Here is a 23355-nt window from a genome sequence, read left to right as displayed (position 1 = left end):
CTCGCCGCCCCGCCCCTTCCCCACCCGAGCACACGCTCCGTGGCGCGCCCCGGCGCCCACGTCCTCTAGGAGACTCCATGAACACGCCGTCTTCGCGCGAGAACCGGATCGCCGCGCTCCCCGACCATCTGCGCGCGGCCCTCGCCGAGCGTCTGGCCGGCCGCTCCCCGGCCCCGAGCGGCCTCGCGGTTCCCCGCGTCCCGCGCTCCGAGACCCTCCCCATGTCCTACGGGCAGCAACGCCTGTGGTTCATGGAGGACTTCGCCCCGGGCGGCGCCGACTACCACCTGGCGCAGGCGCTGCGCCTGACCGGCCCGCTGGACGCCGGAGCGCTGCGTGCGGCGGTGGGCGACCTGATGGCCCGGCACGAGGCCCTGCACACCACCTTCGGCCTGGCCGACGGCGCCGGCGTGCAGATCCTGCGCCCCGGCCTGGTTCCCGAGTGGGCCTTCGTGGACGTGTCGGACACCGGCCCGGCCGACCGCGAGGCGCAGGTGCGCGAACGGGTGCGGGACGAGATGGGCCGCCCGTACGACCTCGAGGGCGGCCCGCTGGTACGGGTGCTCCTGGTGCGGCTGTCCGGCACCGAGCACGTGTGCGTGCTGGGGATGCACCACATCGTGACCGACGGCTGGTCCATGGGGATCGCCGCCCGCGAATGGGGCGAGCTGTACGCGGCCCGGGTCGAGGGCCGCCCCGCGCGGCTGGCCGACGTACCGCTGCAGTACCCGGACTTCGCCGCCTGGCAGCGCGGCCGGCTCGAGAGCGGGGAGCTGCTCGCCGAGGAGCTCGCCTGGTGGCGGGAGCGGCTGGCGGGGCTCGCCCCGCTGGAGCTGCCCACCGACCGGCCGCGGCCGGCCGTACGGTCCTCGGCCGGTGCGGCGCTGCGGTTCGAGGTGCCGGGAGCGACGCTCGACGCGGTGGCGGAACTGGCCCGTTCGCGCGGCGCGACGCTGTTCATGGTGCTGACCGCGGCGGTGGGCACGGTCCTGGCCCGCTGGTCGGGCCAGGAGGACATCGCGCTGGGCACCTCCTCCTCCGGCCGCCGCGAGGAGGAGCTGGAGCACCTGGTCGGCTTCCTGGTCAACACGGTGGTGCTGCGTTCCCGGGTGGCGCCGGAGATGACCTTCGACGAGCTCCTCGGCCAGGTCAAGGAGACCGTCCTGGACGCCTTCGCCCACGAGGACGTGCCCTTCGACCGGCTGGTGGAGGCCCTCGCTCCGGAGCGCGACCCCAGCCGTACCCCGCTGGTCCAGGCGATGGTGGTGCTGCACAACACCCCGGCCGGCTCGGTCGCCTTCCCCGGTGTCGCCGCGGCGCCGTACCCGCTGGACCGGGACGCCTCGCTGTGCGACCTCACCGTGGAGTTCGAGGCGCGCGAGGGCGCGCTGCTCGGCCTGATCGAGTACAGCACCGAACTCTTCGACGAGGAGACGGCCGCCCGGCTGGCCGGCCATCTGACCACCCTGCTGGCCTCGGCCGCCGCGGACCCCGGCCGGGCCCTCGCGGAACTGCCGATGCTGACGGACGGCGAGTACCGCCAGGCGGTCGAGGAGTGGAACGCGACGGAGCACGACGGCGGGGATCCGGCGCCGATCCACGAGCGGGTGGCCGCCCAGGCGGCCCGCACCCCCGACGCCGTGGCCGTCCTCGCCGACGACGCGACCCTCAGCTATCGCGAACTGGACGAGCGCGCCAACCGGCTGGCCCACGTCCTGCGGGACCGGGGGGCGGGAGCGGGCACGCCGGTCGGCCTGTGCGTGCCGCGCGGCACCGCCATGGCGGTCGGCGTGCTGGGCGTCCTCAAGGCGGGGGCGGCGTACGTGCCGCTCGACCCGGACTATCCCGCCGACCGCCTCGCGCACATGCTGCACGACTCGGGGGCGGCCCTGGTGGTCACCGAGGAGGCGGTCCGCGGACGGCTCCCGGAGTCCGGCGCCTCCCTCGTCGACCTGACGGCCGACCGCGACACGATCGCCGCGGCCCCCGCCACCGCACCCGACGCCCCCGTCTCCCCCTCGGACCTGGCCTACGTCATCTACACCTCGGGCTCGACGGGCCGCCCCAAGGGCGTGGCGATCGAGCACCGCAACGCGACGCACATCTGCGCGGCCTGGGACGAGCAGTACGGACTGTCCCACCTGGGACTGCGCTTCCTGTCCGTGTCCAGCATCTCCGTCGACCTGTTCTTCGCCGACCTCATCCGCTCGCTGCCGTTCGGTGGCGCCCTGATCATCGCCTCCCGGGACGTGACCACCGACCCGCCCGCGCTGCTCGCCCTGATCGAGCGGACCGGCGCCACCGGGCTGGAGATCGTCCCGTCCCTGCTGAACGCCGTGCTGGCCGAATGCGCCCGCCAGGGCAGCGCGTTCCCCCCGCTGCGGCTGATCTCGGTGGGCTCCGAGGGCTGGCGGGTCGAGGACTGCCGGGAGCTGCTGCGCCGGATCGATCCCGGCACGCTGGTCGTCAACGCCTACGGCGGCACCGAGGCCACCATCGACTCGACGGTGTTCCTGCCCCGGCCGGACTCGCTGGGCGACGGGGTCTTCGTACCGGTCGGCCGGCCGCTGCCGAACACCCGCGTCTACGTGCTGGACGCGGGGATGCGGGTGGTGCCGGTCGGGGTGCCCGGTGAGATCTGGATCGGCGGCGCGGGCGTGGGCCGCGGCTACCACGGCAACGAGGAGCAGACCGCCGAGCGGTTCCGGCCGAGCCCGTTCGTGGCGGGCGACCGCCTCTACCGCACGGGCGACCGGGCCCGCCGGCTGCCCGGCGGCGACCTGGAGTTCCTCGGCCGGGCCGACGACCAGGTCAAGATCCGCGGCTTCCGGGTGGAGCTCGGCGAGGTGGAGAGGGCCGTCCGGTCGCACCCGGCCGTCGAGGAGGCGGTCGTCGTCGCCCGGGAGGAGGCCTCCGGGCGGCGCAGGCTCGTCGCCTATCTCGTGACCGGCGGGGAACCGGCCCCGGCGGACCTGCGCGGCCACCTCGGCGGCCTGCTGCCCGACTACATGGTGCCTGCGGCGTTCGTCAGGCTGGAGCGGCTGCCGCTGACGCCGAGCGGCAAGGTCGACCGCCGGGCGCTGCCCGAGCCGGGGGTGCAGGACGCCGCGCCGGACGCCGAGTACGCCGCCCCGCGCGACGGGACCGAGGAGGTGCTGGCCGCCGCCTGGGCCGCGGCGCTCGGTGTGGAGCGGGTCGGCATCCACGACAACTTCTTCGACCTCGGCGGCGATTCGATCCTGTCGATCCAGGTCGTCTCCCGGGTCCGCCAGGCCGGCTTCCGGCTCACGTCCAAGCAGCTCTTCGTGCACCAGACCATCGCCGCGCTGGCCGCGGTGGTGACCAAGGATGCGGACCCGTCCACCGCCGCCCCGGACACGGGCCCGGGGGCGGCCGAACTCACCCCGATCCAGCGGTGGTTCTTCTCGGCGCACACCGTGGCCCCGGAGCACTACGCGATGTCGGTGCAGGTGGAGCTGGCCCCGGACACCGACCGCGGGCTGCTGGGGCGCGCCCTGGAGGCCGTCGTCGCGCACCACGACGCCCTGCGGATGCGGTTCCGCCGCGAGGGCGGGGAATGGGTCCAGGAGTACGGCGGCGCGGCCCCGGGCGCCGGCCGCCTGCTCGACGTCTGCGACCTGACCGGGCTGGACGAGCCCTCGCGCCGCACGGTGATGCACGGGGCCGCGCTGGCGGCCCAGCGGTCCCACGACCTGGCCGCCGGCTCCCTGGTGCGGGGCGTGTTCTTCGACTCCGGCGCGGACCGGGCGCCGCAGCTGCTGCTGGCCGTCCACCACCTGGTGGTCGACGGGGTGTCCTGGCGGGTGCTGCTGGCCGACCTGGCTGCCGCGTACGGCCGGCTCGCCGAGGGCAAGACGGTGGACCTGGGCCCGAAGACCAGCAGCTACCGGCAGTGGTCCGGGCAGCTGGCCGAGCTCGTGCGGTCCGGCGGTCTCGACTCCGAGATCGCGTACTGGCGGGCGGTGGACCCGAACGGCGCCCCCGCCCTGCCCACCGACCGCAACGGGGCCAACACCACCGCCCACGAGCGGACCGTCGAGGTGCTGCTCGGGCGGGAGGAGACCGAGGCCCTGCTGCACCGGGTGCCCGCCTCCTACCGCACGCAGATCAACGACGTGCTCATGGCGGCGCTGGGCCGGACCATGGCCCGCTGGACCGGCCGGGACCGCGTGGTGGTCGGCCTGGAGGGCCACGGCCGCGAGGAGCTCTTCGACCACCTCGACCTCTCCCGTACGGTCGGCTGGTTCACCACGCACTTCCCGGTCGCCCTCACCCTGCCGGGCGACGGCGCCGGCTGGGGCGAGGCCCTGAAGTCGGTGAAGGAGCAGCTGCGCGCGGTCCCCGGAAGGGGCCTGGGCTACGACGCGCTGCGCTTCCTGTCCCGGCCGGGCAGCCCCGGCCACGCGCTGCGGGACGACCGGCTCCCGGAGATCAGTTTCAACTACCTCGGCCAGTTCCACGGGACGACCGACGGGGGCGGGCTGGTCCGCGGGCGGGTGGCCGCCTCGGGTCTCGACCACGCCCCCGAGGAGCCGCGCCCGTATCTGCTGGACGTCATCGGCCTGATCGACGACGGCCGGCTCGGCGTCACTTGGACGTACTCCGGTGAGGTCTTCGACCGGGCCACCGTCGAGCGGCTCGCCGGGGAGTTCCTGACGGCCCTGCGCGAGATCATCGCGCACTGCCTGGCCGAGGGCAGCGGCGGCGCCACCCCCTCCGACTTCCCGCTGGCCGGCCTCGACCAGGCCGCCGTGGACCGGATCGCCGGGGACGGGCGCACGGTGGCGGACGTCTACCCGCTGACGCCGACGCAGGCCGGGATGCTCTTCCACACCCTGGCCGACCCCGGCGGCCCCGGCTACTTCGACCAGATGGTCTTCGACTTCGACGACGTGGACGACGTCGAGGTGCTGGCGGCGGCCTGGCAGTACGTCACCGACCACCTGGAGCTGCTGCGCGGCTCGCTCGTGTGGGAGGGGGTGCCCCGGCCGCTGATGGTGGTCAACCGGCACGCCGTGCTGCCGGTGACCCACCTGGACTGGCGGGAGCTGCCGGAGCACGAGCACCGTGCGGAGCTGGAGCGCTTCCTCGCCGAGGACCGGGCCCGGGGGCTGGACCTGGGCACGGCTCCGCTGGCCCGGCTCGCCCTGATCCGCACGTCGCAGACCGGCGTGCGGGTGGTCCGCAGCTCCCACCACGTGCTGCTGGACGGCTGGAGCACCTTCCAGATGCTCTCCGCGCTCTCCGTGGCCCACGAGGCGCTGGCGGCGGGCCGGACCCCCGTCCTGCCGGCCCGCACGCCCTTCCGCGCGTACGTGGAATGGCTGGAGGGCCAGGACCTGACGCAGGCACAGGCGTACTGGCGCGGCCGGCTGGCCGGGTTCGAGGAGCCCACCCCGCTGCCCCTCGACCGGCGGCCCGCCCCCGGCCACCAGCCCCGGTCCACCGGCCGGCTGGTGCGGCGGCTCTCCGCGCAGGCCGGGGCGGAGCTGACGGCCTTCGCCCGGCGGCAGCGGATCACGGTGAACGCGCTGGTGCAGGGCGCCTGGGGCCTGCTGCTGTCCCGGTACACGGGCCGTGACGACGTGCTGTTCGGTGCGACCGTCTCCGGGCGGCCCGCCGATCTGCCGGGCGTGGACTCGATCGTCGGCATGACGCTGGGCACCCTGCCGGTGCGGGTCGGGGTCGACGGCTCCGCGCCGGTTGCCGAGTGGCTCCGGCGGATCCACGACGCCCAGGTGGAGGCGGCGCAGTACGAGTACGTTCCGCTGACGCGGGTGCAGGGCTGGAGCCCGCTGGGGGGCGCCACCCCGCTCTTCGAGAGCCTGGTCAACTTCGAGAACTATCCGATGACCGACGGGACGGCGGTCGCCCAGGGGCTGCGGCTGCGGAACCTGGAGAGCGTCGAGACCACCAACTTCCCGCTGGTCCTGCGCGCCTACGCGGGCGACGGGTTCGGCTACTCGCTGGCCTACGACCCCGAGCTGCTGGACGCGACCACGGTCGAGCGCATGGCGGGCCACCTGGAGACCCTGCTGACCGGCATGGCCGCCGATCCGCAGCGGGCGGTCTCGGCCGTGCCCATGCTGTCCGACGAGGAGTTCGAGCAGGAGGTCCGCGGCTGGAACGCGGCGAGCGCCGAGCCGGGCCAGGGGGAGTTCCTCCACGAGCGGTTCGCCCGGTGGGCCGCCCGGACCCCCGATGCCGTGGCCGTCTCCTGGGCCGAGGGCACCTTGACGTACCGGGAGCTGGACGAGCGGGCGAACCAGCTCGCGCACCACCTGGCCGGCCTGGGCGCCGGCCCGGACCGGCTGGTGGGCCTGTCGGTCGAGCGCGGCCCGCTGATGGTGCTCGGCGTGCTCGGCATCCTCAAGGCGGGAGCCACCTACGTTCCGCTGGACCCGGCCTATCCGGCCGAGCGCCTCGCCTTCATGGTCCGCGACTCCGGCATGGGCATCCTGCTGACCCAGCGGGAGCTGCGGGACCGGCTGCCGGTGTCGGGGGCCGCCGAGGTGGAACTGGACGGCGACCGGCCCGCCCTCGAGGCACACCCGGTGACGGCGCCCCGGGTGGCGCTCACGGGCGGGAACCTGGCCTACGTCATCTACACCTCGGGGTCGACCGGCCGCCCCAAGGGCGTCATGGTGACCCACGCGAACGCCGCGAACCTGTTGCCGTGGCTGGATCGGGCCTATCCGGTCGACCCCAGCGACAAGGTGCTGCTGCGGACCTCGATGAGCTTCGACGTGTCGGTCTGGGAGCTGATGCTGTCGGTGCTCTCGGGGGCCACCGGACATGTGGTCTCCACCGAAGTGTCCAAGGATCCGTTCGAGCTCGCCGACGTCCTGGACCGGTACGGGATCACCATCGCGCAGTTCGTCCCCTCGCTGCTGGGCGCGCTGCCGCTGGACCGCAGGCCGCGCGCCCTGCGCCGGCTGTTCGTCGGCGGGGAGCCGCTGCCCAAGTCGGTGGCCGACGCCGTCCGCTCGGCCTGGGACGTGCCGCTGACCAACAAGTACGGGCCCACCGAGGCGACCATCCAGATCACCGTCGCCGACCACCTCGCAGGCGGGGACGGCGAGACCGTCTCGATCGGCGGCCCGATCGCGGGCGCCTCGCTGTTCGTGCTCGACCCGCAGCTGCGTCCGGTGCCGGTGGGCGTGGCGGGCGAGCTGTACGCCGCCGGCCCGGTCCTGTCCCGGGGCTACCTGAACCGGCCCGGGCTGACGGCCGAGCGGTTCGTCGCCTGCCCGTTCGGGGAGGCCGGGGCGCGCATGTACCGGACCGGGGACCTCGTGCGCCGCACGGCGGACGGCCGGCTCCAGTTCATCGGCCGGACCGACGACCAGGTCAAGCTCCGCGGGTTCCGCATCGAGCTCGGCGAGATCGAGGCCGCGCTGGACCGGCTGGCCGGGGTGGGCCAGGTCGTGGTGTCCGTACGGGAGGACAGCCCCGGTGTGCGGCGGCTCGTCGCCCACTACACCGCGGACCGCGCGCTGACCTCGAACGAGCTGCGCACCGCCCTGTCGGCCTCGCTGCCCGAGTACATGCTGCCCGACGCCTTCGTCCGCCTGGAGCGGCTGCCGCTGTCCCCGAACGGCAAGGTGGACCGCAAGGCGCTGCCCGCCCCGAGCGCCGAGGGCGAGCAGCCGGAGACGCAGTACGTCGCGCCGCGGACCGGGACCGAGGAGACCCTGGCCGCGCTGTGGGCCGAGGTGCTCGGTGCGCCCCGCGTCGGCGTCCACGACAACTTCTTCGACCTGGGCGGCAACTCGATCCTGGCGATCCTGGTGGTCTCCCGTACGCACAAGGCGCTGGGCATCCAGGTCTCGCCGCGGCTGCTGTTCGACGCCCCGACGGTCGCCGAACTCGCGGCCGCGCTGGTCCCGGCGGACGACGCCGACGGGGCGGGCGGCACGGCCGGGGCCGAGGGCCCGGCGATCCCGGTGGTGTCCCGTGCGGGCGGCCTGCCCATGTCGTTCGGGCAGCAGCGCCTGTGGTTCCTGCAGGACTTCAACGCGGACAGCACCGAGTACCACTCGACGGCGGCCGTACGGCTGGCGGGCGAGCTGCACGCGGACGCCCTGCGCACCGCGGCCGGCCTGCTCGTCGCCCGGCACGAGGCCCTGCGCACCACCTTCGCCCTGGCCGACGGCCGCGGGGTGCAGCTGGTCCACGAGGTCCTGGAACCGGGCTGGCGCACGGCCGACCTGTCGGACGTCCCCGAGGAGCAGCGCGAGGAGCGGCTGCGCTCCCTGGTGCGCGCCGAGGTGGACCGGCCGTTCGACCTGGCGGACGGCCCCCTGTTGCGCCTGCTGCTGGTGCGCATGGCCGACGACCGGCACGTGCTGGTGCTCGGAATGCACCACATCGTGACCGACGGCTGGTCGATGGGGATCGTTGCGCGGGAGCTGGGCGAGCTGTACGCGGCGCAGGTGCGCGGGGTGCCCGCGCAGCTGCCGGACGTCCCGGTCCAGTACCCGGACTTCGCCGCGTGGCAGCGCGGCAGGCTGGAGGACGGCGGTCTGCTGGAGGAGCAGCTGGCGTGGTGGCGCGACCGGCTGGACGGGGTCGCGCCGCTGGAGCTGCCCACGGACCGGCCGCGGCCGGCCGTCCGCTCGGCGCGCGGCCGGTCCGTCACCTTCGAGGTGCCCGCCGAGGTGGTGGCGGGGGTCAAGGAGGTGGCGCGGGAGCAGGAGGCCACCTTGTTCATGGCCCTGACGGCGGCGCTGAAGGTGGTGTTCGCCCGGTACTCCGGACAGCAGGACATCGCCGTCGGCACGGCGTCGGCGGGCCGCGGCCGCGCGGGGCTGGAGCACCTCGTCGGGTTCCTGGTGAACACCGTGGTGCTGCGCTCACAGGTCGACCCCGCGATGCCGTTCCGCGAGCTGCTCGGGCAGGTCCGGGAGACGGCGCTGGAGGCCTTCGCCCACGAGGAGGTGCCGTTCGAACGCGTGGTGGAGGCGGTGCAGCAGGAGCGGGACACCAGCCGGACCCCGCTGTTCCAGGTCATGGTCGTGCTGCAGAACACCCCGGGGAGCCACCTGGAGCTGGCCGGGCTGCGCACGTCGGGCTTCGAGATGGAGCGCGACAGCGCCCTGTACGACCTCACCGTCGAGTTCGAGGAGCACGCCGACGGGGTGCGCGGCCTGGTCGAGTACAGCAGCGAGCTGTTCGACGAGGAGACGGTCGGCCGGTTCGCCGAGCACGTCAAGGCCGTCCTGGCGGGCGTCGCCGCGGCCCCGGAGCAGACCGTGGCCGAGCTCCCGCTGCTCGCGTCCGGCGAGTTCGAGCGGGTGGTGCGGGAGTGGAACCGCACGGGCGGTGTGCCCGCTCCGCTGGGTTCGCTGCACGGGATGGTCGCCGCCCGGGCCGCGGCCGACCCGGCGGCGACCGCCGTCTCGTGCGGGCCCGACGCCCTGTCGTACGGGGAGCTGGACGAACGGGCGAACCGGCTCGCGCACCACCTGGTGTCGCTGGGGGCCGGCCCCGGGGTGCTGGTGGGCCTGTCCGTCGAGCGCGGTGTGGACATGGCCGTCGCCATGCTCGGCATCCTGAAGTCCGGGGCCGCCTACGTACCGCTGGACCCCGCCTACCCGGCGGAGCGGCTGGCGCACATGGTCCAGGACTCCGGGACGAAGATCCTGGTCACCCACCGCGGCCTGGAGCGGCGGCTGCCGGCGACGAGTGCCGTGGTGGTCGATCTGGACGGCGACGGGCCGGCGATCGGCCGGCTCCCGCGGACGGCGCCGCAGACCGCGGTGTCCGGCACGGACCTCGCCTACGTGATCTACACCTCCGGTTCCACGGGCCGTCCCAAGGGCGTGGCCGTCGAACACCGGTCGGTGCTGCACCTGCTGGAGAACTGCCGCCCGGCGTACGGGTTCGACGAGCGGGACGTGTGGACGGTCTTCCACAGCTACGCCTTCGACTTCTCGGTGTGGGAGCTGTGGGGGTGCCTGGTCACGGGCGGCCGCGCGGTGGTCGTGCCGCGGGACGCGGCGCGCAGTCCGGAGGCGATGTGGTCGCTGCTCGAGGCGGAGGGCGTGACGGTGTTCAGCCAGACGCCGTCGATGTTCCGCGAGCTGGTGGCCACGGCGGCGGAGCGCGGCCGGGCGCAGCTGCCGGCGCTGCGCTGGGTGGTGTTCGGCGGCGAGCCGCTGGAGCCCAAGCACCTGACGGCATGGTTCGACCGGTACGGGTCGGGCCGGGCCCGGCTGGTGAACATGTACGGCATCACCGAGACCACCGTGCACGTCACGTTCCAGGAAGTGCTGGCCGGCCACCTGGCGGACGGGGGCCGGATCCCGGTCGGCCGGCCGCTGCCCGGCTACCGGGTGCTGCTGCTGGACGCCTCGGGCAGGCCGGTGCCCGTGGGGGTTCCCGGTGAGATCCACGTGGCCGGCGGCGGTCTGGCCCGCGGCTACCTGAACCGGCCCGAGCTGACCGCCGAGCGTTTCCCGCTCAACCCGTACGGCGCCCCCGGTGAGCGGATGTACCGCTCGGGCGACCTGGCGCGCTGGCGTGCGGACGGCACCCTGGAACACCTCGGCCGCAGCGACGACCAGGTAAAGGTGCGCGGCTTCCGCATCGAGCCCGGGGAGATCGAGGCGGCGCTGGTGGGCCACGCCGGCATCCGCGAGGCCGTGGTGACCGTCCACCAGGACGAGAACGGACACCGCAGGCTCGTCGCCTACCTGGTGGGCGGCGGCGAGCTGTCCACGGCGCAGCTGCGCGAGCACCTCGCCGCCTCGCTTCCGGACTACATGGTGCCGGCCCTGTTCGTGGTGCTGGAGGCGCTGCCGCTGTCGCCGTCGGGGAAGGTGGACCGGCGCGCACTGCCCGCTCCCGAGGCGCAGGCGGGCCCGTCGGGCGCCGAGTACGTCGCTCCGCGCAACGGCGTGGAGGAGGCCCTGGCCCGGATCTGGGCCCAGGTGCTGGGGGTCGACCGCGTCGGCGTCCACGACAACTTCTTCCACCTCGGCGGTGACTCGATCCTGTCCATCCAGGTCGTTTCGCTGGCCCGGCAGGAGGGGGTGCAGCTGACCTCCCGGATGCTCTTCCTGCACCAGACCATCGCCTCGCTGGCCGGGCAGGCCGCGGTGGCCGCAGCGGGCTCGGCGCCCGCCGCGGCCGTCGAACCGGAGCGCGGCGCCGTCGAACTCACGCCGATCCAGCGGTGGTTCTTCGACCAGCACGAGGCCGTCACCCCGGACCAGTACGCGATGTCGGTACGGGTCGAACTGGCCCCCGGCACCGATCCCGTACTGCTCGGCCGGGCCCTGGACGCGGTGATCGCCCAGCACGACGCCCTGCGCCTGCGGTTCACCCGCGGTCCCGAGGGGTGGGTGCAGGAGTACGGCGACGCTCCGCGCGGCGTGCTCGCCGTGTGCGACCTGTCCTGCGAACCGGACGCGGCCGCGCGGGAGCGGGCGGCCGACGCGGCGGCCCTGGCCGCCCAGCAGCAGCTCGCGCTGGCCTCGGGGTCCCTGGTCCGGGGCGTCTACTTCGGTCTGGGCGAAGAGCGGCTGCCGCAGCTGTTCCTGGCCGTGCACCACCTGGTGATGGACGGCGTCTCCTGGCGGGTGGTCCTGGAGGACCTGGCCACCGCGTACGGGCAGCTCGCCGGCGGCGCCGCGGCCGACCTCGGGCCGCGGACCAGCAGTTACCGGCAGTGGGCGGGGCGGCTGGCCGACCACGTGCGCTCCGGCGGCCTCGACCACGAGGTGGAGTACTGGACGCGGGCCGCGGCCTCCCCCGCCGTCCCGCAGGACGGCGGGGGCGCCAACACCTACGGCGGCGGCGCCGTGGTGTCCCTCCGGCTGGGCCGGGAGGCGACCGACGACCTGCTCAAGCGGGTGCCGGGGGCCTTCCGCACCCAGATCAACGACGTGCTGCTGACGGTGCTGGGGCGGGTGCTGGGCGACTGGGCCGGAGCTGCGGTGACCGTCGCGCTGGAGGGCCACGGCCGCGAGGAGCTGTTCGAGGACGTGGACCTGTCCCGCACGGTGGGCTGGTTCACCACGATCCACCCCGTCACCCTCGACGTCCCGGCCGGCGACTGGGCGCCCGCGCTCAAGGCGGTACGTCGCCTGCTGCGCGCCGTTCCCGGACGCGGCCTGGGCTACGGCGCCCTGCGCCACCTGTCCGCCGCGGACGGCCCCGGCCGGGTGCTGGCGGACCAGGAGCAGCCGCGCGTGAGCTTCAACTACATGGGCCAGTGGGACCAGGCCGCCGACCCCGACGGGCTGGTCCGCGGACACCTGGAGGCCCTGGGCCGCGACCGGGCCCCCGGACTCGCGCGTCCGCACCTGATCGACATCGTGGCGGCCGTCGTCGACGGCGAGCTGCGGATCGACTGGATCCACTCCCCCGCCCACCACCGCACCGCCACCGTCGAGGGTCTGGCCGACCGGTTCCTGCAGGGACTGGAGCAGATCGCCCGCCGGGCTCGTGCCAACTGAAGGGTTCTTCCTGTGTCGCGCTACGTCTTGAACCAGAACGAAACGGATGCGGTGGCCGCTCTGGCGGACCGCTTCCTCGCAGGCCACCAGGGCTGGGAGCCGCTCCTCCTCGCCGACGAGATCAGGGCGGAGTCCGAGCGGCTGCCGCTGGGGATACGGCAGTTCCTCGTGGCCTGCCGGACCGCGGAGGAGCCCGTCATCACGCTGGCGAACCTGCCCGTCGACGAGCACCTCGTGCCGACCCCGGCGAGCTGGCAGGTCGCCGAGAAGGAGGGGGCGGCGATCCGCGAGGAGCTGGTGCTGCTGCTGGTCGCCTCCGTGCTCGGTGACCCCTTCGCCTGGGCGAACCAGCAGAACGGCCGCCTCGTGCACGACGTCTGCCCGGCCAAGGGCCAGGAGTCCTCGCTGACCAGCGCGAGCAGCGAGACCCAGCTGACCCTGCACACCGAGGACGTGTTCCACGCGTGCCGGGGGGACTACGTGGCCCTGATGTGCCTGCGCAACCCGGACGGGGTGGGCACGACCGTGGCGGGGCTCGACGCCCGTTCGCTGCCGGAGCCGCTGCGGGAGGTGCTGGGGCAGGACCGCTTCCGCTTCTACCCGGACGACTCGCACGCGACAGCGCCCCGGTACTCCGGCGGCCGGCCCGTCGCCCCGGAGGAGCGCGAACACGAGGTGGCGTCCGTCCTGTTCGGCCCCGCCGATGCCCCGTACCTGCGGATCGACGCGGACTTCACCCGAGCGCTGCCCGGTGACGCGGAGGCCGGCCGGGCCATGGAGGAGTGCGCCGACCTGCTGAACGCCTCCGCCGAGCGGGTCGTGCTCGGCCCGGGCGAGGCGGTCTTCCTGGACAACTACCGGGTGGTCCACGGCCGGGACGTGTTCGTGCCCCGGTACGACGGCGAGGACCGGTGGCTCAAGCGCACCAGCGTGGTCCGCGACCTGCGGCGCACGTACGTGCACACGCGGTCCCGCTCCCGCGTGCTGGGCTGACATGGCCGGGAAGGACTTCACTCTGCTGTGGGCGAGCCAGACGGTCAGCGAGTTCGCCTACAGCACCTCCCTGATCGCGCTGCCCCTGCTGGTGCTGACGATCACCGGGTCCCCCTCGCAGGCGGGTGTCATCGCGTTCGTCGACGCCGTCGCCATGCTGCTCGCCGGCCTGCCGGCGGGCGCCGTGGCCGACCGGTACGACCGGCGGTCGGTGATGCTCTGGTGCGAGGGGGTGCTGGTGGCGGTGTTCGGCGTCACGGCACTGTCCTTGTGGGTGGAGGTGGCCTCGCTGCCGGTCCTGGTGCTGCTGGCCCTGGTGAGCGGTGCGGCCACCGCGGTGCTGCTCGCCGCGGGCGCGGCGATGGTGCCGGCCCTGGTCCCCCGGGAGGAACTGTCCGGCGCCGTCGCGATGAACGCGGCGCGCACGTACGCCGGCCAGCTCGTCGGCACCTCGGCGGGCGGCTTCCTGCAGGCGATGCGCAACGCGCTGCCGTTCGCCTTCGGCGGCGTCGCCCACGCGATCAGCTTCGTCCTGCTGCTCTTCATCACGCCGCAGCCGCCGGCGGGGCGGAAGGGGTCCCGCAAGTGGTCCGCCCGGGACCTGGTGGACGGCGTCCGCTGGATCTGCGGTCAGCCCTTCCTCCGGCTGGGCCTGCTCTACGCCACGGTCACGAACTTCTTCTACGGGGCGGTGTACTTCGTCGTGATCGCGTCGGCGAAGACGAGCGGGATGAGCTCGGGCCTGGTCGGCGTCATGGCCGCGCTCCTGGGGGTCGGCGGGCTGCTGGGCGCGCTGGCCGCGCCGCGGCTCCAGCGGGTCCTGACCGGCTCCCGTCCCATCTTCCTGGTCCTGTGGCTCTTCGCCGCGCTGACCGCGGGGATCGCGCTGCTGCCGGGCAGCTACACGCCGGGGATCCTGCTGGGGGTCACGGCCTTCACCGCGCCGACCGCCAGCTCCTACTTCACGACCCACCAGCTGCTGCTGACCCCGGACACCCACCGCGGCCGGGTGATGAGCGTGGCCAACCTCTGCAGTGCGGGCGGCGCCGCGATCGCGCCGCTCGCCGGGGGCGCCGCCTTCGACTTGTGTGGACGGCCCGTCACACTGCTGGCCTGCTCGGCCCTGCTGGGCGTCCTCGCCCTGTCGGCCGTACTGAGTCCGGTCATGCGCCGGCCCCCGCAGGCCCCGGCCGTGGCGGAGGTGGGCGGGGAGACGGACACGGTACCGCAGTCAACGCGGTGAGCACGTACTTCAGGTGGCCCGGACCCGACTGATCAGGACTCCGCGATGTCAGCCCCCGATGGCTCGAAAGTACCCTGCCCCGAGGCCGGTTGATCACTGTAGGCTCGTCGGCAGTCGTCAACTCATGTGGATGCGCAAGGTATCGGGGGCGCGCGGGTCACCGCGTGCATGGCTTTGACATCAGGAGAAATGCGTTGGTTACCCTCCGACTGACCGTCGAGGACCTGTCGCGAATACGCTTCATCGGCACCCTGGGGGCGGAGTTCGAATCGCGCCTCGCGGAGCTGAGATACGCGGAGCCGCTCCAGGACGAGTTCAGCGAGTGGCGCCGGAAGGTGAAGCGAAGACTGCGCCGCATCTCCACGATCACGGCGTCCGCGCCGCCGCCCGCGCCCCGCACCACGACCGGCCCCTCCCCCGCCGGGGGGTACTTCCACGCCACGGCCATCGAACCGTTCTGGGGGCGCATCCGCAGCCACCTGGAGACGGAGCGGGAGCTGTTCGGGCGCACGGCCCTGTCGGGCGGCGTGGAGAGCGCGCTCAACCGGCTGCACCCGACGATCGACTGGGACGCCCCCTACTTACGGGTGGACAACGGGCAGAGCCGGCGGGAGATACGGCTCACCGGCGACGGCATCGTCCTCGCGCCCTCCCTGTTCGCCAGCCGCCCGCTCGTCCTGGACCCGGAGAGCGGACGACAGGGGCTGACCACCCTGGTCTACAACGTCCCGCTCGACACCGAGTCCGCCTCCTCCCTGTGGCAGGCCGAGGAGGACGGCGCCGCCGCCCTGCGCGAGCTGCTCGGGCACACCCGGGCGAGCGTCCTCGAAAGCGTCCGCGTACCCAGCTCCACCGGTGACATCTCCCGCCGCCTGCACATCTCGAAACCCTCCGCGAGCAAGCACGTCAGCGTGCTCCGGCGGTCGGGGCTGGTGGCGACCGAACGCAAGAGCAACCTCGTCGTCCACCGCCTCACCCACCTCGGCGAAGCCGTGCTCGGCTAGCCAGATTGGCCGGAACCACCATGAGCAGGAAGTCCCCCTGGCTGGTGCCCTACGGGCCCGACCCCGACGCGCGGACCCGTGTGGTCGTCTTCCCGCACGCGGGCGGCAGCGCGAGCTTCTTCCGCCACTGGGCGCAGCACCTGGGCCCCGGCTTCGCCGTGCAGGCCGTCCAGTACCCGGGCCGGGAGAACCGGCTGGCCGAGCCGCTGGTCCCCGCGATGGCGCAGCTGGCACAGGGGGTGGCCGAGGCGCTGGCCGACGGGCCGGCCGACCCGCGCGAGACGGTGTTCTTCGGCCACAGCATGGGAGCCGCCGTCGCCTACGAGACCCTGCGGCTGCTGGAGGCCCGGGGCTCCGGCTCCGTCACGCGGCTGTGCGTGTCGGGGCGGGAGCTGCGGGCCCCCGGCGAACCGGCCGCCCCGGCCGTCCGCGACGACGAGCAGCTCATGGCGTCCATGGCCCGGCTCGGCGGGACCCGCTCGGCGGTGCTGGACGATCCGGAGCTGCGGGAGATGGTGCTGGGCATCGTCCGCAACGACTACCTCCTGATCGACACCTACCGGCCCGACCCCGGCGCCCAGCCCCTGCGGGCCGACGTCCTCGCCCTGACCGGGGACCGGGATCCGCAGGTGGACCTCGGGCGGATCGACGCGTGGGCCTCGGTCACCACCGGCGCGTACGCGCGGCACGTGTTCCCGGGGGGCCACTTCTACCTCACCGATCACGCACCGCGCCTGCTGCGGCTCGTGACGGGAGGACGGACGGCAGGCTGACCCGTCGAGCACGAAGGTAAAGTGCGCCTTCGAAGATGGAGGCACGGCGCATGACCAACCCCGACGACAAGCCGGCCGGCAGCCTGGCCGACAAGCTGAACCACCTGTTCAGCAGCACGGCCCCGGCCGGCCGCGGGCCTTACACGGGCGAGGAGGTCGCACGTGCCATCACCGCGGCCGGCGTCCCCATCTCGGGCAGCTACATCTGGTTGCTGCGCAAGGGCCAGCGCGACAACCCGACGCTGCGCCACATCGAGGGGCTGGCCAAGTTCTTCGGTGTGCCCCCCGCCTACTTCTTCGACGACGAGGTGACCGACACCGTCAACTCCGAACTGGCCCTCCTGGCTGCGATGCGGGACGCCCAGGTCCAGCGGGTCGCGCTCAGAACCGCCGGCCTGTCGGAGCGCAGCCTGCGCTCCATCAACGAACTGATCGAACGGGTCCGCGAGTTGGAGGGCCTCGCGGAGGACCCGCCGGTATCCGCGGATCCCGCCGACGACTGACGCGAAGCCCCTCTTGACAGGTCCGTACTGGCGCAAACCCGCCTGTACCAACCGGGACAACTGTGTTGGGGTAGAACTCCTGACGATCACCCGGGGGGATCAGGATGTTCAGCGGTGCAGCACTCAGCGTCGATGTGCTGTGATCGTCGTGCGCTGGCGATCGAAACTCGGCGGCCCGCCCGCCAACCCACTGGCCGAGCGGTGCCGGGAGAAGGTGCGGGGCCTGCGTCTGCCGCCCGGGCAGAAACTGACCATCGGCGAGCTGTGCGACTACGTCGGGACCCTGCGCGGACGGCAGGTGCACATCGTCACGCTCGCCCTGCCGTCCACCGGGCCGCACGGACTGTGGGTCTCGACGGAGACCCGCGACTACATCTTCGCCGAGGAGCGCCTGGTACCCGTCCACCAGCAGCAGGTGATCCTCCACGAGATCGGCCATGTCGTCTGCGACCACGACACCTCTCCCGTCATGAGCGGCGACGCCTCGCGGCTCCTGATGCCCTCGCTCGACCCGGCGCTCGTACGGCGCGTCATGGGACGGGAACACGGCGACTCCGAGGCCGAGCTCGAGGCCGAACTGGTGGGTTCGCTGATCGGCGGGCTCATCGGCACGTGGAACGTCCACCCCACCTGGACCGTGCCCCCGCAGGCCCGGGACATCGCCGAGCGGCTGAGCTCGCTGGAATCGCCCGCGGCCCGGGACCCGGCGTGAACACCATCCTCTACCCGCTCTGTTCGGCGGTGGCCCTCGCGGCGCTCCTCTACAAGGCCCGGGTGCTCAGGACGGACCGCTCGGTCCCCCAGGTGGCCCTGGTCGCCAACTTCGCGCTGCTCTTCGTCATCTTCACCGTGTCCACGCCGTCGGTCTGGGTGCGGGTCAGCGAGCTCGCCGGGATCGAGAACTTCGCCGGCCTGCTGACCCAGAGCTGCGTGGTCGTCATGACCGTGTGCCAACAGCTCGTGCTGCTGCACTTCAGCCACGGGCCGCAGGCCGCCCGCCGCAAGGCCGTCCCCCGCGTGGTGGCCCTGGGCCTGGTGCTGGTGACCATGGGGGTGCTGTTCTTCGCGGCGACGGCCCACGGCGAGGCGCCGCACGACTTCGCCGTCGCGCGGGCCCAGTTCACCCCCGCCTACCTCGTGGTCTACCTCGCCGCCTTCACCGCGAACCAGGTCCAGGTCGGGGTGATGGGCCTGCGGTACGCCAGGATCGCGCCCTCGCCGTGGCTGCGCCGCGGCCTTCGCATGGTCGCCCTCGCCCTGCCCTTCGCGCTCGTCTACACGGGGGCCCGGACCGCCGACGTCGTCGCGGCCCAGCTCGGCCACGACGGACGCGCCTGGGAGCCCGTCGCACAGATCGGCGTGGCCATCGCCGTGATCGTCCAGACGATCGGCTGGATCCTGCCGGACTGGGGCCCGCACCTCACCTCCCTGCGCGACCGGATCGGCCACCGGATCGCCCACCGCGCGCTGAGCCCCCTGCACCGCAGCCTCACCGAGCACGTACCGGAACCCGTCCTGCCGTTCACCCGGGCCCTGGACCGCCGCACGCGCCTGTACCGCATGGTGATCGAGATCCGCGACGCCCAGTGGGCCCTGCGCACCTGGATGGACGCGGACGTGGCCGAGCTGGCCCGGCAGGACGCGGAGCGGGCCGGTCTGCGCGGCGAGGAGCTGGCGGCCGTGGTGGAGGCGGCCCAGCTCAGGAACGCGATCGACGCCAAGCGCCGCGACCTCGCGCCCCAGCGCCAGCCGCAGACGCCCATGGCCGCGGCCCCCGGCGACCTCGCGGCCGAGCTCGCCTTCCAGCGCAGGCTCGCCCGTGCCATGTCCTCGCCCCTCGCCGTCCGCTACGCCGGCCGGCCCGAAGCCCCCGGCACACCACGCAAGGAACCCGCATGACCCTGAACACCGCCCCGACGGCCCTTCCGCAGCCCTTCGGAAGCGACTTCCCGGCCGATCCCCACGCCATGTACGCGCAGCTGCGCGAGAAGGGTTCCGTGCACCGCGTGGCGCTGCCGGACGGCTCGCCGGTATGGCTGGTGACCCGGGAGGCCGATGTCCGCCGGGGCCTCGCCGACCCCCGGCTGTCCGTCGACAAGAGGCACTCCGGAACGGGCTTCAAGGGCTTCTCCCTGCCCCCGGCGCTGGACGCGAACCTGCTGAACCTGGACGCGGAGGACCACCTGCGGCTGCGCCGCCTGGTGTCCCAGGGGTTCACCCCCCGCCACGTGGAGCGCCTGCGCGGCTCCGTCCAGGCGGCGGTCGACGCGCGGATCGACCGGCTGGAGGAGCGCATGGCGGCCGAGGGCCGGGCCGACGTGGTCGAGCACCTCGCCAGGCCGCTGCCCCTCACGGTCATCGGGGAGCTGCTGGCCGTGCCCGAGGCCGACCGGGAGGCCTTCTCCGGGTGGGTCGCCGCCATGCTCGCGCCGGCGTCGCGGGAGGACCTCGGCTCCGCGATCGGGGCCATCCACGAGTTCCTGCTCGACCTGGTGGCGCGGCGGCGCGCCCACCCCGGTGAGGACATGCTGTCGGACCTGATCGCGGCCCGGGACGACGAGGACCGGCTCACCGAGAACGAGCTGGTCTCGCTGGCCTTCCTCCTGCTGATGGCGGGGAGCGAGAACGTCCAGCACCTCCTGGGCAACGGCCTCCTCACGCTGCTCACGCACCCCCGGGAGCTGGCGGCCCTGCGGGCCCGGCCGGAGCTGCTGCCCCAGGCCGTGGAGGAGCTCTTGCGCCACTCCCACCCCAACCACACCGCGATCCGGCGGTTCCCGACCGAGCCCGTCGACATCGGCGGCGTACGGATCCCCGCCGGCGACACCGTGCTGTTCTCCCTGGCCGCCGCCCACCGCGACCCGGCGCGCTACCCCGCGCCCGACCGGTTCGACCTCGACCGGGCGGACAAGGCCCACCTCTCGCTCGGCCACGGGCTCCACTACTGCCTCGGTGCGCCGCTGGCCCGTATGCAGGTGTCGCTGGCCCTCGGCGCGCTCCTGCGCCGCCTGCCGTCCCTCCGGCTCGCATGCCCCGCGCAGGACGTGCCCTGGACCACCACCTTCAGGTTCCACGCCGTCCGGGAGCTGCCGGTGGCCGTGAGGGTGCAGGCCGGGGCTACGCGCAGGACGGGCACAGACCCCGGTAGGTGACCTCGACGCCGGACACCGTGAAGCCGAACCGTTCCTGCGCGGGGAGGACGGCCAGCGGGCTGCCGGTCGGGTGGACGTCGCGGATGAGGCCGCAGCCGGAGCACACCAGGTGCTGGTGGGGGTGGTGCGCGTTGGGGTCGTACCGCTTCGCGCGGCCGTCCGTGGAGACCTCGACGACCTCGCCGAGGGACACCAGCTCGCCCAGCGCGTTGTAGACGGTGGCCCGGGAGATCTCGGGCAGCCGCTGCGCCGCGCGGGCGTGCACCTCGTCGGCCGTCAGGTGCACGTGTTCGCCGTCGAGGACCTCCGCGACGACGCGCCGCTGGGACGTCAGCCGCCATCCGCGCCCCCGCAGCCGTTCCAGCAGATCACTCATGTCGGCTCTCCGATGAGATATTGGCTTGGTGTCCGTCTTGACTTGGACTCTGTCCATCGTAGGATCGGTTCTGTTGATAGCCAAGAGGATGAATGACCCCAAAGCGGCAGGAGTCATTCGAGACCGTCCAGGACGTGACCACCTCGGCGTCGAGACCGCGATCCGCCTGGTCCGGAAGGATTCCCATGTCTGAGAACCACGATGCAATCGTCGTAGACGCCAAAACGGAGGGCGGAGGTGGCTGTCCCGTCGCGCACGGGCGCGCCGCGCACCCGACCCAGGGCGGCGGAAACCGCCAGTGGTGGCCGGAACGCCTCAACCTGAAGATCCTCGCCAAGAACCCCGCCGTGGCCAATCCCCTGGGCGAGGAGTTCGACTACGCGGCCGCGTTCGAGGCCCTGGACCTCGCAGCCGTGAAGCGGGACATCGCCGAGGTGCTCACCACCTCGCAGGACTGGTGGCCGGCCGACTTCGGCCACTACGGCCCGCTCATGATCCGCATGGCCTGGCACAGCGCGGGCACGTACCGCATCACCGACGGCCGCGGCGGCGCCGGCGCCGGCCAGCAGCGCTTCGCCCCCCTGAACTCGTGGCCGGACAACGGCAACCTGGACAAGGCCCGCCGTCTGCTGTGGCCGGTCAAGCAGAAGTACGGCCAGTCCATCTCGTGGGCCGACCTCATGATCCTCACCGGCAACGTCGCGCTGGAGACGATGGGCTTCAAGACCTTCGGCTTCGCCGGCGGCCGCGCCGACGTCTGGGAGGCCGACGAGGACGTGTACTGGGGCCCCGAGACCACCTGGCTCGACGACCAGCGCTACAGCGGCGACCGTGAGCTGGAGAACCCGCTCGGCGCGGTCCAGATGGGCCTGATCTACGTCAACCCGGAGGGTCCGGGCGGCAACCCGGACCCGATCGCCGCGGCCCGCGACATCCGCGAGACCTTCCGCCGGATGGCGATGAACGACGAGGAGACCGTCGCCCTCATCGCCGGCGGCCACACCTTCGGCAAGACCCACGGCGCGGGCCCGGCCGACAACGTCGGAGCCGACCCCGAGGCCGCCCCGCTCGAGGCCCAGGGCTTCGGCTGGGCGAACACCTACGGCACCGGCAAGGGTGCGGACACGATCACCAGTGGTCTCGAGGTCACCTGGACCAGCACCCCGACCCAGTGGGGCCAGGGGTTCTTCAAGAACCTCTTCGAGTACGAGTACGAGCTCACCACGAGCCCGGCCGGCGCCCACCAGTGGGTGGCGAAGGACGCCGAGGCGATCATCCCCGACGCCCACGACGCGTCGAAGAAGCACCTCCCGATGATGCTCACCACCGACCTGTCGCTGCGCTTCGACCCGGTCTACGAGCAGATCTCGCGGCGCTTCTACGAGAACCCCGACCAGTTCGCGGACGCCTTCGCCCGCGCCTGGTACAAGCTCACGCACCGCGACATGGGCCCGATCGTGCGCTACCTCGGCCCGGAGGTCCCCTCCGAGACCCTGCTGTGGCAGGACCCGCTGCCGGCGCGCGAGGGCGAGCTCGTCGACGCCGCGGACATCGCCTCCCTCAAGGAGCAGATCCTCGGCTCGGACCTCACCACCGCACAGCTGGTCTCCGCGGCCTGGGCCGCGGCCTCCTCCTTCCGCGGCAGCGACAAGCGCGGCGGCGCCAACGGTGCCCGCATCCGCCTGGAGCCGCAGCGCACCTGGGAGGTCAACAACCCGGACGACCTCGCGCAGGTCCTGCGTACGCTCGAGGGCATCCAGGCCTCCTTCAACGCCGCGGGCGGCAAGCAGGTCTCGCTGGCCGACCTGATCGTGCTCGCGGGCTCCGCGGCCGTCGAGCGGGCCGCCAAGGACGGCGGCGTCGACGTCGAGGTGCCGTTCACGCCGGGCCGCGTGGACGCCTCGCAGGAGCAGACGGACGTCGAGTCCTTCGCCGCGCTGGAGCCGTCCTCCGACGGCTTCCGCAACTACGTCGGCAAGGGCAACCGCCTGCCGGCCGAGTTCCTGCTGCTCGACAAGGCGAACCTGCTGACGGTCAGCGCGCCCGAGATGACGGTGCTCGTCGGTGGTCTGCGCGTCCTGGGCGCCAACCACGCCGGGTCCAAGCACGGCGTCTTCACGGACAAGCCGGGCACCCTGTCCAACGACTTCTTCGTCAACCTGCTCGACATGGGCACGACGTGGAAGTCGACCTCCTCGGCGCAGGACGAGTTCGAGGGCCGTGACGCCTCCGGCGCGGTCAAGTGGACCGGTACGCGTGCCGACCTCGTGTTCGGCTCGAACTCCGAGCTGCGCGCGCTCGCGGAGGTCTACGCGAGCAACGACGCGAAGGAGAAGTTCGTGAAGGACTTCGTCGCCGCGTGGGACAAGGTCATGAACCTCGACCGGTTCGACCTGGTCTGATTCCGGCGTCCGGGCCGGCCCCCAGGGGCCGGCCCGGACGTTTTTCCGCACCCCGTACTTCCCCCGTGGGCCGCCTCCGTGCGGCCCACCACCATTTGTGCCCCCTGCGGGCGGCCCGTTCCTGGGGGCGGGGGGCGGGAATGACGGGTGGGCAGCTCCCATGTGCGGGCGGGGCGGGTGGCGTTGACTCGGGCATGCCGATCGGCCAGTACGGCGACTGCGACCACTCCACCCGATCTCCGAGGAGGTGACCTCGATGAGCGTACTCAAGCTCCAGAACCTGCAGCCCGTGGCGACGAACAACAGCGCTGCCGTCATCAGCCTGACCAGCAGCAGCAGCACCTGCTGTTCCACCAAGCCGGTGTAACCCCGACGGCGATCCGTGCAGGGACGCGCTGTGTCCCCGCACGGATCGCCGTTTCCG

12 protein-coding genes are annotated in these 23355 nt (G+C 73.3%); 11 read left to right on the top strand and 1 reads right to left on the bottom strand.

Going from position 1 to position 23355, the window contains the following annotated elements:
- Positions 1–77: 77 nt before the first annotated feature.
- From AB0D44_RS09700 to AB0D44_RS09660, 9 genes are all read left to right on the top strand, one after another.
- Positions 78–12485: an amino acid adenylation domain-containing protein gene (locus AB0D44_RS09700; protein ID WP_362587020.1), complete on the top strand. Its 12408-nt coding sequence runs from the start codon at positions 78–80 to the stop codon at positions 12483–12485.
- Positions 12486–12512: 27 nt separating this feature from the next.
- Positions 12513–13478: a TauD/TfdA family dioxygenase gene (locus tag AB0D44_RS09695; RefSeq protein ID WP_362587017.1), complete on the top strand. Its 966-nt coding sequence runs from the start codon at positions 12513–12515 to the stop codon at positions 13476–13478.
- Between the two features lies 1 nt (position 13479).
- Positions 13480–14721 (top strand): MFS transporter, encoded by a 1242-nt coding sequence (locus AB0D44_RS09690; protein WP_362587014.1) that lies wholly within the window; start codon positions 13480–13482, stop codon positions 14719–14721.
- Between the two features lie 194 nt (positions 14722–14915).
- On the top strand, positions 14916–15725 hold the full coding sequence (locus AB0D44_RS09685) for a helix-turn-helix domain-containing protein (RefSeq protein ID WP_362587011.1): 810 nt from the start codon (positions 14916–14918) through the stop codon (positions 15723–15725).
- A gap of 20 nt (positions 15726–15745) precedes the next feature.
- Positions 15746–16498, top strand: a complete 753-nt coding sequence (locus tag AB0D44_RS09680; RefSeq protein ID WP_362587008.1) for an alpha/beta fold hydrolase — start codon at positions 15746–15748, stop codon at positions 16496–16498.
- Positions 16499–16548: 50 nt separating this feature from the next.
- Complete coding sequence (locus AB0D44_RS09675) at positions 16549–17001, top strand: helix-turn-helix domain-containing protein (RefSeq protein WP_362587005.1); 453 nt, start codon at positions 16549–16551, stop codon at positions 16999–17001.
- 148 nt (positions 17002–17149) lie between these two features.
- Positions 17150–17713, top strand: a complete 564-nt coding sequence (locus AB0D44_RS09670; RefSeq protein ID WP_362587002.1) for a hypothetical protein — start codon at positions 17150–17152, stop codon at positions 17711–17713.
- Positions 17710–18900, top strand: coding sequence for an MAB_1171c family putative transporter (locus AB0D44_RS09665; RefSeq protein ID WP_362586999.1), 1191 nt, complete (start codon positions 17710–17712; stop codon positions 18898–18900). Before AB0D44_RS09670 ends, AB0D44_RS09665 begins: the two co-directional genes overlap by 4 nt.
- Positions 18897–20153 (top strand): cytochrome P450, encoded by a 1257-nt coding sequence (locus tag AB0D44_RS09660; RefSeq protein WP_362586996.1) that lies wholly within the window; start codon positions 18897–18899, stop codon positions 20151–20153. The genes AB0D44_RS09665 and AB0D44_RS09660 overlap by 4 nt, the downstream gene beginning before the upstream one ends.
- Here the strand turns inward: AB0D44_RS09660 and AB0D44_RS09655 are convergent.
- Positions 20119–20529, bottom strand: coding sequence for a Fur family transcriptional regulator (locus tag AB0D44_RS09655; RefSeq protein WP_362586993.1), 411 nt, complete (start codon positions 20527–20529; stop codon positions 20119–20121). The genes AB0D44_RS09660 and AB0D44_RS09655 overlap by 35 nt on opposite strands.
- 185 nt (positions 20530–20714) lie before the next feature.
- On the opposite strand from AB0D44_RS09655, the gene katG reads away from it, so the two are divergent.
- Together katG and AB0D44_RS09645 are read left to right on the top strand one after the other, a co-directional pair.
- Positions 20715–22931, top strand: coding sequence for a catalase/peroxidase HPI (gene katG, locus AB0D44_RS09650; RefSeq protein WP_362586990.1), 2217 nt, complete (start codon positions 20715–20717; stop codon positions 22929–22931).
- 256 nt (positions 22932–23187) lie between these two features.
- Positions 23188–23298, top strand: a complete 111-nt coding sequence (locus AB0D44_RS09645) for a class III lanthipeptide (protein WP_362586987.1) — start codon at positions 23188–23190, stop codon at positions 23296–23298.
- Positions 23299–23355 lie beyond the last annotated feature (57 nt).

Origin of the sequence: Streptomyces sp. NPDC048349 (genome assembly GCF_040651925.1) — a bacterium.
GTDB lineage: Bacteria > Actinomycetota > Actinomycetes > Streptomycetales > Streptomycetaceae > Streptomyces.
Note: the sequence above shows the minus strand (reverse complement) of the source record. Positions and strands in the feature narration are given on the sequence as shown.